This is a genomic window from Ciceribacter sp. L1K23, assembly GCF_018122705.1.
Taxonomy (GTDB): Bacteria; Pseudomonadota; Alphaproteobacteria; order Rhizobiales; family Rhizobiaceae; genus Allorhizobium.
Window position 1 is genome coordinate 217,111 of the sequence record NZ_JAGRRC010000002.1, and the last position, 15,201, is coordinate 232,311.

Consider the following 15,201-nt stretch of genomic DNA (forward strand, 5'->3'; position numbering starts at 1 on the left):
GGGTGTTTCGTGTGGATCGGGGCAGGGAACTTGTGGGCGTTATGCCCGGCGGAAGAAACCGCCGACCAGCGACAGCAGGAACAGGACGATAAAGACGAAGAACAGGATCTTCGCGATACCGACGGACGCGCCTGCGATGCCGCCGAAGCCTAGAGCGCCTGCAATCAGCGCCACGACCAGGAATACCAGTGCATAATAGAGCATTGTCTTGCCTCCTTGATGAATTTCGACAGGAAAACGACGTCAACGCAGGTTTGTTCCATAAGGCCGTCGGGCGTGCTGAAACCGGGCTCGAAATTTCTTTGGTCGATGCTCGTCCTTGAATTTTCTATTTCGCTTGCCGCATTTTCGTTTTCCCGTAAGATCGAAGAAAAACGAAAAATGAGGGAGCGATGCACTTCAGCGGAAGGCAGATGGAAATTCTGGCGATCGCCAAGGCCGAGGGCAGGGTTCTGGTGGAGGAACTGGCCGCGCGGTTTCAAGTGACACCACAGACAATCCGCAAGGACTTGAACGATCTTTGCGACAGCCGGTCGCTTACCCGCATCCATGGCGGAGCGGTATTTCCGACCGGCAACGAAAACGTCAAATACGAGGCGCGGCGCTCGATGGCCGCCGCCGAAAAGCAGGCAATTGGCCGGGCTGCCGCCGCCATCATTCCCGACAATTCCTCTTTGTTCATCAATATCGGTACCACCACGGAGGCTGTCGGAGATGCGCTGAAAGACCATCACGAATTGATGGTTATCACAAATAACATCAATGTAGCCAACAGGTTGAGGACGTTTCCATCGATCGAAGTGGTCATCGCCGGCGGCGTTGTCAGAGGGTCTGACGGCGGCATCGTCGGCGAAGCGGCTGTCGACTTCATCCGCCAGTTCAAGGTCGATTTCGCCGTTATCGGCGTCTCCGCTATCGATGAGGACGGGGCTCTGCTCGATTTCGACTTTCGCGAGGTGAAGGTTGCCCAGGCCATCATTGCCAATGCACGACATGTGATCCTCGTAACCGACGCCTCCAAGTTCGAGCGAACCGCCCCTGTCAGGATCGGCCATGTTTCCCAGGTCCACACCTTCATCACGGATCACTGTCCGGTAGACGCGATCCGCCAGATCTGCGCCGACAGCGACGTGCGACTGGTTGAAACTTCTGCTGATATCCTCGACATAGGATGAGTCGGATATTCGTTTGACATTCGATTTTCTTTCGTTTTAGATAATATTGTCTTTCGCATTTGCGTGATATGTTGCAATGCGAAATGGGTGGAGCGACATGTCGGACGGTACGATTTTCGATCTTTTCGTTATTGGCGGCGGCATCAACGGATGCGGTATAGCGCGGGATGCTGCCGGTCGCGGCTACTCCGTCGCTCTTGCTGAAATGAACGATTTCGCTTCGGGTACGTCGTCAGGCGCAACCAAGCTCATTCACGGCGGTCTTCGCTATCTCGAGCATTATGAATTCCGTCTCGTGCGGGAAGCCTTGATGGAACGCGAAGTGCTGTGGGCCATGGCGCCGCACGTGATCTGGCCGCTTCGTTTTGTGCTCCCATACCAGAAGGGCGGCATCCGGCCAGCCTGGCTGATCCGCCTCGGTCTTTTCCTCTACGATCACCTGGGCGGTCGCAAGCTCTTGCCGCCGACCAGGACGCTGGACCTGAAGCGCGATGCCGCGGGCAAGCCTCTCAAGCCTGTGTTCGGCAAGGCATTCGAGTATTCGGACGGCTGGGTGGATGACGCCCGCATGGTTGTTCTGAACGCGCGCGATGCGGAAAATCGCGGCGCGGTCATCCATAGCCGCTCCATGGTGACCTCGGCGCGCCGCGATGGCGGTCTTTGGATCATCACCATGCGGCACGCTGACGGGGATATGTCTACCGTCAGGTCGCGCATGCTCGTCAATGCCGCCGGTCCATGGGTCGATAATGTTCTGACGGGCACGTTCGGCCGCAACAACGTCCACAATGTGCGCCTGGTGCAGGGGTCGCATATCGTTGTCCGCAAGAAGTTCGACGATCCGCGTGCCTATTTCTTCCAGAATCCGGACAACCGGATCATATTTGCGATCCCATACGAAAACGACTTCACGCTGATCGGCACGACGGACCGCGACTACAAGGGCGATCCCAAGGATGTGAAGATCAGCGACGAAGAGGTTCACTACCTCTGCAATGCCGCGAGCGAGTATTTCTCGGAGCCGATACGTCCTTCCGACATCGTGTGGAGTTATTCGGCGGTTCGTCCGCTTTACGATGATGGTGCCTCGAAGGCGCAGGAGGCGACGCGCGACTACGTGCTGAAACTGGAGCAGACGGACGATGCGCCGCTGCTCAATGTGTTCGGCGGCAAGCTCACAACGTACCGGCGGCTTGCGGAACATGCTCTGGAGAAAATCGCTGAGGCGATCGGCGCGAAGGGCGCGCCGTGGACCGCTGGAAGCAAGCTGCCGGGTGGCGATTTTTCAGTGCATGGCTACGCAGAGCAGGTGAAGTTCCTGCTCGGCAAATATCCTTTTATCGGAGACAGGCACGCCGAGCGCCTTGTGCGCTGTTACGGGACGGACGCGTCGACGATGCTTTCTGGGGTCACCGGAGCGGAGGGTCTTGGACGGCACTTCGGCGGGACGCTTTATGAGGCAGAGGTTCGCTGGCTTGTTGAGCGGGAGTGGGCAAGGACGGCGGAAGATGTCCTCTGGCGTCGCACGAAACAGGGATTGTTCCTGACGGCCGAGGAAGCCGCGGGTCTGGAAAATTACATGGCCGGTATTCGCCGCGCCGCCTGAGGCGGGTAGCGAACCGGGACGAACCGAGGGTTGGGAGGCCCGAGGAATGCTTGAACTGAAAAACGTGTCGAAGATTGCCGGTGGCGGATATCATATCCGCCCGACCGATCTGACGTTGCGGCGGGGAACGCTCAACGTCCTGCTCGGACCGACGCTCTCCGGCAAGACCTCCCTCATGCGTCTCATGGCCGGGCTGGACAGGCCAACTGACGGCACGGTGATGTTCGACGGCGTCGACGTGACCGGCTTCCCGGTGCAAAAGCGCAATGTTGCGATGGTCTACCAGCAGTTCATCAATTATCCGGCGCTCACCGTCTATGAGAACATAGCCTCCCCGATGCGGATCGCCGGCAAGGATAAGGCTACGATCGATCGCGAGGTGCGCAAGGCGGCCGAACTGCTACGGCTGACGCCCTATCTGGAGCGCACGCCGCTTAATCTTTCCGGTGGACAGCAGCAGCGTACCGCGCTGGCCCGCGCCATCGTCAAGAACGCCAACCTCGTGTTGCTCGACGAGCCGCTTGCAAACCTCGACTACAAGCTGCGCGAGGAATTGCGCGAGGAACTGCCGAAGATCTTCGCCGAATCCGGTGCGATCTTTGTCTATGCGACGACGGAGCCTTCCGAGGCGCTGCTGCTCGGCGGCAACACGGCCACCCTTAGCGAGGGTCGGGTCACCCAGTTCGACGAGACGATCAAGGTGTTCCGCAATCCCGTCGACCTGACCACCGCCCGGACCTTCGCCGATCCGCCGCTCAACACCATCGACCTCGTCCGTTCCGGTGACCAGTTCCTGCGAGATGGTCAGCCTGTCCTGCCCGTTCCAATCTATCTGACCGGGATACCGGAGGGACCGGTGACCCTCGCGTTCCAGCCTCATCACCTTTTCCTCGAAGCGCGGCCCTCCACACAGAAGCTCACCGCCTCGACCCAGGTCTCTGAGATCGCCGGGTCGGAGAGTTTCATCCATCTGGAATTCGCCGGATCGAAATGGGTGATGCTGGCACATGGCATTCACGACATCGATCCCGACCAGACGATCGATGTTCATCTCGACACCCGCCACCTGATGGCCTTCGACACCAAGACCGGTCGATCGCTCATCGGCGCCGGTCACGAGTCGGATTAAGGGGAGGCGGGGATGGCACGCATCAATCTCGAACATATCCGCCACGCCTACAGCGCCAAGGCCAAGGCTGCCGGCGATTACGCGCTCAAGGAAGTGCATCACGAATGGGATGATGGCGGCGCCTATGCACTGCTCGGTCCCTCGGGCTGCGGCAAGACCACGCTGCTCAACATCATCTCGGGACTTCTGCATCCGTCGGACGGCCGCATAATGTTCGACGGCGTCGACGTCACCAACCTGCCGACGCAGCAGCGCGATATCGCCCAGGTGTTCCAGTTCCCGGTCGTCTACGACACGATGACGGTGTTCGATAACCTGGCGTTTCCGCTGCGCAACCGGCATGTGCCGGAGGCCGAGGTCAAGCAGCGCGTGCAGCACATCCTGGAGATGACCGATCTCGCCGGCATGGCACAGAAGCGCGCAAACGGACTGACCGCCGACCAGAAGCAAAAGATCTCGCTCGGTCGCGGACTCGTGCGGTCCGACGTGAACGCCATCCTGTTCGACGAGCCGCTGACGGTGATCGACCCTCATATGAAGTGGGTGCTGCGCTCGCAGTTGAAGCGGCTGCATCGCCAGTCCGGCTTCACCATGGTCTACGTCACGCACGACCAGACCGAGGCGTTGACCTTCGCCGACAAGGTCGTGGTCATGCACGACGGCCAGATCGTGCAGATCGGCACGCCGGCGGAACTGTTCGAGCGTCCGAGCCACACCTTCGTCGGCTACTTCATCGGCTCGCCTGGCATGAATGTCATGCCGGCGCAAGTCGATGGGGCGATGGCGAAGGTCGGCGATCAAGCGATTGCGCTTGCGGGAACGCCAGAGGTCGGAAACGCCACGAAAGTCGAGCTGGGCATTCGCCCGGAATTCGTACGGCTCGGCCGCGAAGGCATGCCGATCAGCGTTGGCAAGGTCGAGGATATCGGGCGGCTCAAGATCGTCCGGGCGAGCTTCTGCGGACAGCCGCTCGCGATCGTGGTCCCGGAAGACGAGGCGATCCCGGCGGATGCGAAGGTGACCTTCGAGAAAGATGCAATCGGAATCTATGCCGATTCCTGGCGCGTGGGCATGGGGGGCTGACCGATGGAAAAGACCTGGAACAACAAGGCCTGGTTCATGGTGCTGCCGGTGCTGCTGCTGGTGGCCTTCTCGGCGGTCGTCCCACTGATGACGGTCGTGAACTACTCGGTGCAGGACACCTTCGGAAACAACCAGTTCTTCTGGGCCGGTACGGACTGGTTCATGGACATGCTTCAGTCCGACCGTTTCTGGGATGCGTTGGCGCGCAACTTGATCTTCTCCGCCATCATCCTGGCGATCCAGATCCCGCTCGGCATCTTCATCGCGCTCAACATGCCGAAGACCGGCCTCGGTGTGCCGGTGTGCCTGGTGCTGATGGCGCTGCCGCTGCTGATCCCCTGGAACGTCGTCGGCACCATCTGGCAGGTCTTCGGCCGCGTCGACATCGGCCTCCTCGGCCACTATCTCACCGCGATCGGCATCGACTATAACTATACGCAAGACCCGGTCGACGCCTGGATCACCGTCATCGTCATGGATGTCTGGCACTGGACAAGCCTCGTCGTGCTGCTGTGCTACGCCGGTCTCGTATCGATCCCGGACGCCTATTACCAGGCTGCCAAGATCGACGGCGCATCGCGCTGGTCGGTGTTCCGCTACATCCAATTGCCGAAGATGAAGCGGGTGCTGCTGATCGCCGTTCTCCTGCGCTTCATGGACAGTTTCATGATCTACACCGAGCCCTTCGTCGTCACCGGCGGCGGTCCCGGCAATTCGACCACCTTCCTGTCGATCGACCTGGTCAAGATGGCGGTGGGGCAGTTCGACCTCGGTCCGGCGGCGGCCATGTCGATCATCTACTTCCTGATCATCCTGCTGCTCTCATGGGTTTTCTACACCGTCATGACCAACAGCGACGCCGAGCAGAAGTGAGGAGGGAACCATGAGCCACGACAACCGCAGCCGCTACGCCTTTCTCGTTCCGACGATCTACATCATCTTCCTGATCCTGCCGATCTACTGGCTGGTCAACATGAGCTTCAAAACGAATTCCGAAATCCTCGGGACCTTCGCGCTCTGGCCGCAGAACCCGACGATCAGGAACTACATGGTGATCTTCACCGATCCGTCCTGGTATAACGGCTACATCAACTCGATCATCTACGTGGTGATGAACACGGTGATCTCGGTGACGGTGGCGCTGCCGGCGGCCTATGCCTTCTCGCGCTACCGCTTCCTTGGCGACAAGCACCTGTTCTTCTGGCTGCTGACCAACCGCATGGCGCCGCCTGCCGTCTTCGCGCTGCCGTTCTTCCAGCTCTATTCTGCCTTCGGACTGATCGACACGCATATCGCCGTTGCGCTGGCACACTGCCTGTTCAACGTGCCGCTGGCGGTCTGGATCCTCGAAGGCTTCATGTCGGGCGTGCCGAAGGAGATCGACGAGACGGCCTATATCGATGGCTATTCTTTCCCGAAGTTCTTCGTAAAGATCTTCATGCCGCTGATCGCATCGGGCATCGGTGTTGCCGCCTTCTTCTGCTTCATGTTCTCGTGGGTCGAACTTCTGATTGCCCGTACCCTGACGACCACGGATGCCAAGCCGATCGCTGCGACGATGACCAGAACGGTTTCGGCGTCCGGCATGGACTGGGGCGTGCTCGCCGCCGCCGGTGTGCTGACGATCATCCCCGGCGCGCTCGTCATCTATTTCGTCCGCAACTACATCGCCAAGGGCTTTGCCCTGGGCCGCGTCTGAGGAGGAAGCGACATGGATTTCTCATGGATGGCCTGGACGCTGCCCACGGCGCTGTTCTTCATCATCATCTTCGCCCTGATCGCCGGCATGGGCGTCTGGGAATACTTCGTGCCCGGCGGGAACCCGCGGGTCGGCATCCTGCGCTTCGAAACGACGCGCGGTGACCGGCTCTTCGTGTCTCTGCTCGGCTCCGCCTTCATTCATCTCGCATGGTTGGGTCTCGTCGGACCCAACCTGTGGTGGGCTCTCGCCTTGTCTGTGGTCTACGCGGTCGGCGTATTCCGCTTCGTCTGAGGCAAGCCAATGCGGTTGCCGGGTGGAGGCCCGGTGACCTTCTAAGCTGAACTGCAATCGCACAACCGGGAGGAACCTATGCGACGGCACCTTTTGACTTCAACGGCAGCCCTGCTGCTTGCACTGACCGGCACCGCCTTCGCCGGCATGGACGAGGCAAAGCAATTCCTTGACGCGGAAATCGGCGATCTTTCGTCGCTGTCGCGGGCGGATCAGGAAAAGGAAATGCAGTGGTTCGTCGATGCCGCACAACCCTTTGCCGGCATGGACATCAAGGTGGTCTCCGAAACCATCACCACGCATGAATACGAATCCAAGGTGCTGGCGCCAGCGTTTACCGCCATCACCGGCATCAAGATCACCCACGATCTGATCGGTGAAGGCGATGTCGTCGAGAAGCTGCAGACCCAGATGCAGTCGGGCGAAAACATCTACGACGCCTACATCAACGACTCCGACCTTATCGGAACCCACTGGCGCTACCAGCAGGTCCGCAACCTGACCGACTGGATGGCGAACGAAGGCAAGGACGTTACCAGCCCGACCCTCGACATCGATGACTTCATCGGCAAGTCGTTCACGACCGCCCCGGACGGCAAGCTCTATCAGCTGCCGACCCAGCAGTTCGCGAACCTCTACTTCTTCCGCTACGACTGGTTCAACGACGAAAAGAACAAGGCCGACTTCAAGGCGAAGTACGGCTACGACCTCGGCGTTCCGGTCAACTGGTCGGCTTACGAGGACATCGCCGAGTTCTTCACCGGTCGCGAAATCGACGGCAAGAAGGTCTTCGGCCACATGGACTACGGCAAGAAGGACCCGTCGCTCGGCTGGCGCTTCACCGATGCCTGGCTCTCCATGGCCGGCAACGGCGACAAGGGCATCCCGAACGGCCTTCCGGTCGACGAATGGGGCATCAAGGTCGACGAGAATTCGCGCCCGGTCGGCTCGTGCGTTGCACGCGGCGGTGACACCAATGGCCCTGCCTCGGTCTACGCCATCGAGAAGTATCTCGAATGGATGAGCAAGTATGCTCCTCCGGCCGCACAGGGCATGACCTTCTCCGAATCCGGTCCTGTCCCGTCGCAGGGTGAAATCGCCCAGCAGATGTTCACCTACACCGCCTTCACCGCCGACTTCGTCAAGGAAGGCCTGCCGGTTGTGAACGAGGACGGCACGCCGAAGTGGCGTTTCGCTCCGAGCCCGCATGGCGTCTACTGGAAGGACGGCATGAAGCTCGGTTACCAGGACGCCGGTTCGTGGACGCTGATGAAGTCCACCCCGGAAGATCGTGCAAAGGCCGCCTGGCTCTACGCACAGTTCGTCACCTCCAAGACCGTGGACGTGAAGAAGAGCCATGTTGGTCTCACCTTCATCCGCCAGTCGACCCTCGACCACCAGTCGTTCACCGAGCGTGCTCCGAAGCTCGGCGGTCTCGTCGAGTTCTACCGCTCGCCGGCTCGCCTGCAGTGGTCGCCGACGGGTACAAACGTTCCTGATTATCCGAAGCTGGCCCAGCTGTGGTGGCAGGCGATCGGCGACGCATCTTCGGGTGCGAAGTCGGCGCAGGAAGCCATGGACTCGCTCTGCGCCGAGCAGGAAAAGGTGCTTGAGCGTCTGGAACGCGCCGGCGTCCAGGGTGATATCGGCCCGAAACTTGCCGAAGAGCATGACCTGGCCTACTGGAACGCAGACGCGGTCGCCAAGGGCAACCTTGCGCCGCAGCTGAAGATCGAGAACGAAAAAGAACAGCCGATGACTGTCAACTACGACGAACTGGTCAAGAGCTGGCAGAAGTAACATACATTCTGTTTCTATAAAAAGACCGGGGCGCCCAGCGCCCCGGTCATCCGTTGTCCGGGCAAGGGAGAAAGCAATCATGGCAGGCTATATTCTCGCCATCGACCAGGGAACCACGTCCAGCCGCGCGGTCGTCTTCGACAAGGAGATGACCATTGTCGGCATCGGCCAGCAGGAATTCGCCCAGCACTTCCCGCAGTCCGGCTGGGTGGAGCATGACGCCGACGAAATCTGGCAGAGCGTGCTTTCGACGATCCGCACGGCGCTTTCCAAGGCCGGCGTTTCCGCCTCCGACATCGCCGCCATCGGCATCACGAACCAGCGCGAGACGACCGTGGTCTGGGATCGCGCGACGGGCGAACCCTTGCATCGCGCCATCGTCTGGCAGGACAGGCGTACAGCACGTTTCTGCGACGAGTTGAAGGACAAGGGGCTGGAGAAGCTTTTCACGAAGAAGACCGGCCTGCTTCTCGACCCCTACTTTTCCGGGACCAAGCTCTCCTGGATCCTCAAGAATACGGCGGGCTTGAAGGACCGGGCGGCGGCCGGCGAGGTGTGTTTCGGAACCGTCGACAGCTGGCTGATCTACAAGCTGACCGCCGGCAAGGCGCATGTGACGGATGCCACGAACGCCTCGCGGACGCTGATCTACAATATCGACGAGAACCGTTGGGACGACGAACTGCTTGACGTTCTGGAGATTCCGAAACCGATGCTGCCGGAGGTTAAGGATTGCGCCGCTGATTTCGGCAAGACCGATCCGTCGCTCTTCGGTGTGGAAATCCCGATCCTCGGCGTGGCTGGCGATCAGCAGGCAGCGGTGATCGGCAATGCCTGCTTCGAACCCGGCATGATGAAATCGACCTATGGCACCGGTTGCTTCGCGCTGCTGAATACCGGCACAGAGCGAGTCTCGTCCTCCAACCGGCTGCTGACAACCATCGCCTACCGCATTGATGGCGTAACGACCTATGCTCTTGAGGGCTCGATTTTCATCGCAGGTGCTGCCGTGCAATGGCTGCGCGACGAACTTGGCTTTATCCGTGTGTCCTCCGAGGTGGGATCGCTCGCGGCCAAGGCCGACCCGAACCAACGCATCTATCTGGTGCCAGCCTTCACCGGTCTCGGAGCTCCCTACTGGGATGCAGACGCACGTGGTGCAGTCTTCGGCATCACACGCAACACCGGCCCTGAGGAGTTCGCACGCGCGGCGCTGGAAAGCGTCGCCTACCAGACCTACGATCTCCTGGAGGCGATGAAGAAGGACTGGAGCGATGGGCGTGGTGACACGGTGCTGCGCGTCGATGGCGGCATGGTCGCTTCGGACTGGACCATGCAGAAGCTTGCCGACATCCTCGACGCGCCAGTGGATCGACCGGTCATCCTTGAGACGACCGTATTGGGAGCGGCATGGCTTGCGGGCTGGAAGGCGGGTGTCTGGCCGGACGCCAAGGGCTTTTCGGCCAACTGGAAGCGGGACCGGCGTTTTGCCCCCTCCATGGATGGCACTGAACGCCGCGAGGCGATCGACGGCTGGAAGGACAGTGTGTCGCGCGTTCTGACGCGAAAAACCTGAGTGTGAAGCACAATTTCTTACCGGGGCCGCATTCGATGATGTAGGTTCTGATAACGATGCCGCCCGAGGGGTTGGTGTCGCATCAACCTGAACGGATTCGGCTCTATGCGTTTTGTCCTCATAGGACTTGGGTGGCTGTCGGTGGCCATCGGCGTGATCGGCATCTTCCTGCCCGTTCTGCCGACGACGCCGTTCATCATTCTTGCGGCCGCACTCTTCGCACGCTCCTCTCCACGTTTCGAGCGCTGGCTGCTCGATCATCCACGGCTCGGCAAGCCCCTGATCGACTGGCGGCGCGAGGGCGCGATATCGCGTTCCGCCAAGTTCGCCTCCGTGAGCATGATGACCGCAAGCTACGGCGTCCTCTGGTTCGCGGGGTCGCAGTCGCCCTATGTCCGTATCGGCGTTGCGGGCGTGCTGGTGGCATGCGCGATCTTCATCATCACCCGTCCGGACCCGACCTGATCCGTCCCGCCCGTTTCCTCGTAGACTGGGGAGAGAAGCAGAAAGGATCAAACATGGCCGAGCAAAATGTCGTCTACGGTGATCGCGGTGTCGCCTGGGTCACTGGGGCGAGTTCGGGGATAGGCCGGGCGCTTTGTCTGGCACTTGTCGATGACGGCTGGACGGTCGTCGCCAGCGCTCGGGGCGAGGCTGCGCTGGCCAGCCTTGCAGCGGAGCGCACAGGCCGCATCGTACCGCTGCCGCTCGACATTTCGAACAAGGTGGCAGTCAGCGCGGCAGTTGCCCAGATCGAGGCCGCAAACGGCCCGGTCTCATTGGCCGTGCTTTGCGCCGGAACCTATGAGCGGGACGATCCCAAAGCCTTCGACAGCGCGAAGCTGCAAAGAATGATGGATCTGAATGTGGTCGGTACGGCGCATTGTCTCGAGGCGCTTCTGCCGCCGATGCTGTCCCGCCGCGCGGGCCGCATTTCCGTCGTCTCTTCGGTCTCCGGCTACACGGGCCTGCCGGGCGCTGCCTTCTATGGCGCCACGAAGGCGGCGCTTATCAACATGTGCGAGGCGCTCTACCCGGAACTCGAACGCAACGGCGTGAAGCTTAGCGTGGTGGCACCAGGCTTTGTCGAGACGCCGCTGACAGCCAAGAACGATTTCCCGATGCCGTTCATCGTCACCGCCGAGGAGGCTGCGAGATCGATCCTATCCGGCTTGAAAGACGATCGTTTCTTGATCTCGTTTCCCTGGAAAATGGCGCTGTCGATGCGTCTTTTGAGCTATCTCCCGTATCGCCTGAGGTTTGCGCTGACAAAGCGAATGCTCCGGAAAGATTGACCGGCCCCGTCAGGGCCGGTTCAGCTCGAACTGCACCACGTCCAGCCGCCCGGTGCGGAAACCGGCGGCGCAGTAGTGCAGATAGTACCGCCACATCCGGTAGAAGCGCTCGTCGAAACCCATCGGCTTGATCGTCGCCCAGTGGGCGACGAAGGCCTTGTCCCACTCAAGCAGCGTTCGTTCATAGTCGCGACCGAAGCGGAATGTTTCGGTGACGGCAAGCCCGTTTCCTTCGGCGCTTTGCCTGAAGGCCGTGATCGAGGGCAGCATGCCGCCGGGGAAGATGTACGTCTGGATGAAATCGGCGCCGCGACGGTAATGCTCGAACCTGCTTTCATCGATCGTGATCACCTGGATCATAGCCCTGCCACCTGGAGCCAGGAGGTCCCGGACCCGGCCGAAATAGGTTTTCCAGTTTTCCTCGCCGACAGCCTCGAACATCTCGATGGAGACAATCTTGGAAAACTGGCCACCGCAATCCCGATAGTCCTCGATGCGGATATCGGTATGATCGGCAAGTCCGGCTTTCTCCAGGCGGTCACGAGCAAAGGCCGCCTGTTCCTTGGAGAGCGTAAGGCCCGTCACGCGACATCCGGTGGTTCGCGCGGCGTGTTCGGCAAAGCCGCCCCAGCCGCATCCGATTTCCAGCACATGGTCGTCAGGGCCGATGCCAAGTTCCTGCACGATGCGCTCGTACTTCGCTGTCTGCGCATCAGAGAGGGGCTGGTCGGCCGAGGCGTAGAGAGCCGATGAGTAGGTCATCGTCTCGTCCAGCCATTTCGCATAGAAGCTGTTGCCTAGGTCGTAGTGAAAGGCGATGTTCTTGCGGCTGCCGGATCGGGAATTGCGTCGGGACAGATGCCGCAGGCGGGCGAGTGTCTTGAACACGCCGGCCGGCCTGGTGACGGTCTGCAAGCGTTCCTCGTTGGCGAGCGCGAACTCGAGGAAAGTGGCGACGTCCGGGCTATCCCAATCCCCGTCCATGTAGGACCGGGAAAAGCCGAGAGCACCACCCCAGAACAACTGCCAGACCGGGCGGGCGTTGTGCAGCCTCAAGACGGCGGAAGGCCCTTCCTCCTTGCCCTCGACGATCTGTTCGGAGCCATCGGGGTAGAGGATGCGAAGATGTCCGCGCGCTATACGACCCGCCCAGCGATGCAGCCGTCTCTGCCAGAATGGCGCCGCGGCCGCGATGAACGGTACGGTTTGTTGTTCGACGTGAGTCATGCTCTTTCGCTCCCCGCAGCCTGTGCCGGCAACACGATCGACGTTGCGATCGGGTCCCGTGCTTTCTTGTGTCGATGAACCGGAATTCGCTTCAGCCAAAGCCTCAGCGCTTCCCAGTGGATTGCGCCCATGATCTTCATGGTCATGAGCGGATATCTCAGCGCGGTCAGTATGAGACCGGTCTCCGTCAACGGCTTGCGACGGCCGGAGAAGCTCGCGAAAAGCAGCGACCCGTCCCGATCGTGTTCGTCGATGGCGATGAGGACCTTGTTGTCCGGCGGCACCACGCGGAAACGATAGTGGCAGTCCATCGGCATGAAGGGCGAGACATACATTTCCTTGTCGCAGCTATGGCGGATCGCAGTCCCCTTTGTCGACACCGGGATCACGTAGGTATGGCGCTCGCGGAAGGTGTTTGAGACTTCATAAAGTACGGCTGCGGTCGACCCGTCCGGGCGATTGCAGAAGTAGACGGTGAGCGGATTGAAACCGTAGCCGAAGACGCGCGGGTAACACAGAACCGTCACGTCGAGACTGTCGGTCGCAATGTCGGCTCTTGCCACCTGTTCCAGCACCCACCGCTTCAGATCGCCACGTTCACCCGTCCCGTGGTCGCGGTCATCGAAGGTGAAAGGTGCGAACCGGTTGTAGCCGAAGAAGCGGAACTTGCGGTCCAGGGACTCCAGTTCGTCGAGATGCAGGAGGAATGACACAACGCCGTAGCGCAGCTCGTGCGGACGAGGTCGGTGCCTTACATGCACGACCTCGCCGGGATAGAGCGCGGACTTCACCGTCATTCTGCCGCCACCAACTGTTGGTCAATGAATATGCGAGCGGATTCGTTTTCGACGCGCCACGGTCTTTTAAGCCCCCCCAACGCCTCGGCAACCGCAAGTCCCGACTGCAGTCCATCCTCGTGGAAACCGCTGCCGAAATGGGCACCGCAGAACCAGGTGTTGCGCCGGCCCTGAAGGTGCCACAGACGTTGCTGGGCGGAAAGAGCCTTCGCATCAAAGAGCGGATGGGCGTAATCGAACGTGGCGAGGATCTTGTCCTCTGAAATCGGGCGGCTTGGGTTCAGCGTTACGAAGACCGGAGGAACATCCTGGAGGTTTTGCAGCTTGTTCATCCAGTAGGTCACGCACAGCGCATTGCCGTCATCGTCTCCGGCCTCGCCGATATAGTTCCAGCTCGCCCAGACGCGCTTCCGACGCGGCATCAGTTTCTCATCGGTATGAAGGATGGTCGTGTTGCGCGTATAGTCGAAAGCGCCAAGTGTCTTCCGTTCGAGATCGTCGCCATCCTCAAGCATGGCGAGAGCCTGGTCCGCGTGGGTCGCGATGACCACCTGATCGAAACGATCGGCGTGACCGTCCATGCCGGTGACGGTGCAGCCATTCGCATCGCGGCGAACGCTTCGAACCGGCTGACCAAGGCGTACCTCTCCGCGAAAATCCGCAAGCAAGCGGCTGACGTATTCGCGGCTACCGCCACTGACAGTCCGCCAGGCAGGCCGGTCCTTCAGGACGACCAGCCCGTGGTTCACGAAGAACCTGATGAAGGCGATTAGAGGATAGGCGCGCATGTCCGCGGCGGTAGTCGACCAGATCGCGGCGCCCATCGGAAGCAGGTGATCCTCGACGAACCCGTGGTCATAGCCGTTCGCGTCGAGGTATTCCCCGAGTGTCACGCCATCAAGATCCCGGCGCTTCAGCAGTTCCGGCGCCTGACGGTAGAACTCGAGTATGCCTCTCACCATGCGCCAGAAACGGGGGCGGAATGCGTTGGTCCGCTGGCCGAGCAGGCCACCGAGCCCGGACCCCGAGTATTCGAACGTGCCGCCGCGCAACGAGGCGGAGAACGACATGTTGGACGGGTCTGTCTTCACTCCCAGATGCTCGAAGAGCGCCACGAGGTTGGGATAGTTCCGTTCATTGTAGACGATGAAGCCTGTGTCGACCGGGACCTTTCCGTTGGACCCTTCAATGTCCACCGTGTTGGAGTGTCCACCGGGGCGCTTATCCGCCTCGTACAGGACCACCTCGTTTCCCCGGGACAGCAGCCACGCGGCCGAGAGGCCGGATATGCCGGAACCGATCACCGCGATCCGGCGCCTGTGATGAAGGGGGACGATGTTGTGGAGGTGGTCCATTCGACGAATTCCTGGTTTCCAGATGCTTTACTTTACGTCGTGTCGGAGCGAGCGGATTGACGCCGAAAAATCTTTTTACTGCGGATGATCCGGCATATCTGGTGCCACGTAGAAGCCGGCATGACACTACTGTTTCCTTCAAATGGCCTTGCGTGCCACAATGAC

The 15,201-nt window shown here is 60.5% G+C and carries 15 protein-coding genes; 11 read left to right on the forward strand and 4 right to left on the reverse strand.

Going from position 1 to position 15,201, the window contains the following annotated elements; genetic code table 11:
• Positions 1–39: 39 nt before the first annotated feature.
• Positions 40–204, reverse strand: coding sequence for a DUF1328 domain-containing protein (locus tag J5J10_RS20040; RefSeq protein ID WP_208554098.1), 165 nt, complete (start codon positions 202–204; stop codon positions 40–42).
• Between the two features lie 188 nt (positions 205–392).
• On the opposite strand from J5J10_RS20040, the gene J5J10_RS20045 reads away from it, so the two are divergent.
• From J5J10_RS20045 to J5J10_RS20095, 11 genes are all read left to right on the forward strand, one after another.
• Entirely contained in the window at positions 393–1,175 is a 783-nt protein-coding gene (locus tag J5J10_RS20045) for a DeoR/GlpR family DNA-binding transcription regulator (protein ID WP_211931455.1), read from the forward strand.
• A gap of 97 nt (positions 1,176–1,272) precedes the next feature.
• Positions 1,273–2,781, forward strand: coding sequence for a glycerol-3-phosphate dehydrogenase (locus J5J10_RS20050; protein WP_208554096.1), 1,509 nt, complete (start codon positions 1,273–1,275; stop codon positions 2,779–2,781).
• A 46-nt stretch (positions 2,782–2,827) separates the two neighbouring features.
• Positions 2,828–3,910, forward strand: a complete 1,083-nt coding sequence (locus J5J10_RS20055; protein ID WP_211931456.1) for an ABC transporter ATP-binding protein — start codon at positions 2,828–2,830, stop codon at positions 3,908–3,910.
• 12 nt (positions 3,911–3,922) lie between these two features.
• Positions 3,923–4,993, forward strand: coding sequence for an ABC transporter ATP-binding protein (locus J5J10_RS20060; protein ID WP_211931457.1), 1,071 nt, complete (start codon positions 3,923–3,925; stop codon positions 4,991–4,993).
• A gap of 3 nt (positions 4,994–4,996) precedes the next feature.
• Complete coding sequence (locus tag J5J10_RS20065) at positions 4,997–5,866, forward strand: sugar ABC transporter permease (protein ID WP_211931458.1); 870 nt, start codon at positions 4,997–4,999, stop codon at positions 5,864–5,866.
• 10 nt (positions 5,867–5,876) lie between these two features.
• Positions 5,877–6,692, forward strand: a complete 816-nt coding sequence (locus J5J10_RS20070; protein ID WP_211931459.1) for a carbohydrate ABC transporter permease — start codon at positions 5,877–5,879, stop codon at positions 6,690–6,692.
• Between the two features lie 12 nt (positions 6,693–6,704).
• Positions 6,705–6,986 carry a DUF2160 domain-containing protein gene (locus J5J10_RS20075; RefSeq protein ID WP_211931460.1) on the forward strand — a complete coding sequence of 94 codons (282 nt, stop codon included), beginning with the start codon at positions 6,705–6,707 and terminating at the stop codon, positions 6,984–6,986.
• Positions 6,987–7,064: 78 nt separating this feature from the next.
• Positions 7,065–8,786: an ABC transporter substrate-binding protein gene (locus J5J10_RS20080; RefSeq protein ID WP_211931461.1), complete on the forward strand. Its 1,722-nt coding sequence runs from the start codon at positions 7,065–7,067 to the stop codon at positions 8,784–8,786.
• Between the two features lie 79 nt (positions 8,787–8,865).
• Positions 8,866–10,362 (forward strand): glycerol kinase GlpK, encoded by a 1,497-nt coding sequence (glpK, locus tag J5J10_RS20085; RefSeq protein WP_211931462.1) that lies wholly within the window; start codon positions 8,866–8,868, stop codon positions 10,360–10,362.
• A 105-nt stretch (positions 10,363–10,467) separates the two neighbouring features.
• Positions 10,468–10,827: a YbaN family protein gene (locus tag J5J10_RS20090; RefSeq protein ID WP_211931463.1), complete on the forward strand. Its 360-nt coding sequence runs from the start codon at positions 10,468–10,470 to the stop codon at positions 10,825–10,827.
• Between the two features lie 53 nt (positions 10,828–10,880).
• Positions 10,881–11,657 (forward strand): SDR family NAD(P)-dependent oxidoreductase, encoded by a 777-nt coding sequence (locus tag J5J10_RS20095; protein WP_211931464.1) that lies wholly within the window; start codon positions 10,881–10,883, stop codon positions 11,655–11,657.
• A 9-nt stretch (positions 11,658–11,666) separates the two neighbouring features.
• On the opposite strand, the gene J5J10_RS20100 is transcribed toward J5J10_RS20095, so the two are convergent.
• Genes J5J10_RS20100 through J5J10_RS20110 form a run of 3 tightly spaced genes read right to left on the reverse strand, consistent with a single transcriptional unit; the run spans position 11,667 to position 15,036 of the window.
• The gene (locus J5J10_RS20100; RefSeq protein WP_211931465.1) at positions 11,667–12,884 is read right to left on the reverse strand and encodes a cyclopropane-fatty-acyl-phospholipid synthase family protein; all 1,218 of its coding nucleotides are present in this window, start codon (positions 12,882–12,884) and stop codon (positions 11,667–11,669) included.
• Complete coding sequence (locus tag J5J10_RS20105) at positions 12,881–13,681, reverse strand: DUF1365 domain-containing protein (protein ID WP_211931466.1); 801 nt, start codon at positions 13,679–13,681, stop codon at positions 12,881–12,883. Before J5J10_RS20105 ends, J5J10_RS20100 begins: the two co-directional genes overlap by 4 nt.
• Positions 13,678–15,036, reverse strand: a complete 1,359-nt coding sequence (locus J5J10_RS20110; protein WP_211931467.1) for an FAD-dependent oxidoreductase — start codon at positions 15,034–15,036, stop codon at positions 13,678–13,680. The genes J5J10_RS20105 and J5J10_RS20110 overlap by 4 nt, the downstream gene beginning before the upstream one ends.
• Positions 15,037–15,201: the final 165 nt, after the last annotated feature.

What these genes read in the sequence shown, in the direction of transcription:
- J5J10_RS20075 (WP_211931460.1), top strand. Translation starts at nt 6,705, where the DNA reads ATGGATTTCTCATGGATGGCCTGGACGCTGCCCACGGCGCTGTTCTTC.
- J5J10_RS20095 (WP_211931464.1), top strand. Translation starts at nt 10,881, where the DNA reads ATGGCCGAGCAAAATGTCGTCTACGGTGATCGCGGTGTCGCCTGGGTC.
- J5J10_RS20065 (WP_211931458.1), top strand. Translation starts at nt 4,997, where the DNA reads ATGGAAAAGACCTGGAACAACAAGGCCTGGTTCATGGTGCTGCCGGTG.
- J5J10_RS20100 (WP_211931465.1), bottom strand. Translation starts at nt 12,884, where the DNA reads ATGACTCACGTCGAACAACAAACCGTACCGTTCATCGCGGCCGCGGCG.
- J5J10_RS20110 (WP_211931467.1), bottom strand. Translation starts at nt 15,036, where the DNA reads ATGGACCACCTCCACAACATCGTCCCCCTTCATCACAGGCGCCGGATC.
- J5J10_RS20050 (WP_208554096.1), top strand. Translation starts at nt 1,273, where the DNA reads ATGTCGGACGGTACGATTTTCGATCTTTTCGTTATTGGCGGCGGCATC.
- J5J10_RS20105 (WP_211931466.1), bottom strand. Translation starts at nt 13,681, where the DNA reads ATGACGGTGAAGTCCGCGCTCTATCCCGGCGAGGTCGTGCATGTAAGG.
- J5J10_RS20070 (WP_211931459.1), top strand. Translation starts at nt 5,877, where the DNA reads ATGAGCCACGACAACCGCAGCCGCTACGCCTTTCTCGTTCCGACGATC.
- J5J10_RS20040 (WP_208554098.1), bottom strand. Translation starts at nt 204, where the DNA reads ATGCTCTATTATGCACTGGTATTCCTGGTCGTGGCGCTGATTGCAGGC.
- J5J10_RS20055 (WP_211931456.1), top strand. Translation starts at nt 2,828, where the DNA reads ATGCTTGAACTGAAAAACGTGTCGAAGATTGCCGGTGGCGGATATCAT.
- J5J10_RS20080 (WP_211931461.1), top strand. Translation starts at nt 7,065, where the DNA reads ATGCGACGGCACCTTTTGACTTCAACGGCAGCCCTGCTGCTTGCACTG.
- glpK (WP_211931462.1), top strand. Translation starts at nt 8,866, where the DNA reads ATGGCAGGCTATATTCTCGCCATCGACCAGGGAACCACGTCCAGCCGC.
- J5J10_RS20090 (WP_211931463.1), top strand. Translation starts at nt 10,468, where the DNA reads ATGCGTTTTGTCCTCATAGGACTTGGGTGGCTGTCGGTGGCCATCGGC.
- J5J10_RS20060 (WP_211931457.1), top strand. Translation starts at nt 3,923, where the DNA reads ATGGCACGCATCAATCTCGAACATATCCGCCACGCCTACAGCGCCAAG.
- J5J10_RS20045 (WP_211931455.1), top strand. Translation starts at nt 393, where the DNA reads ATGCACTTCAGCGGAAGGCAGATGGAAATTCTGGCGATCGCCAAGGCC.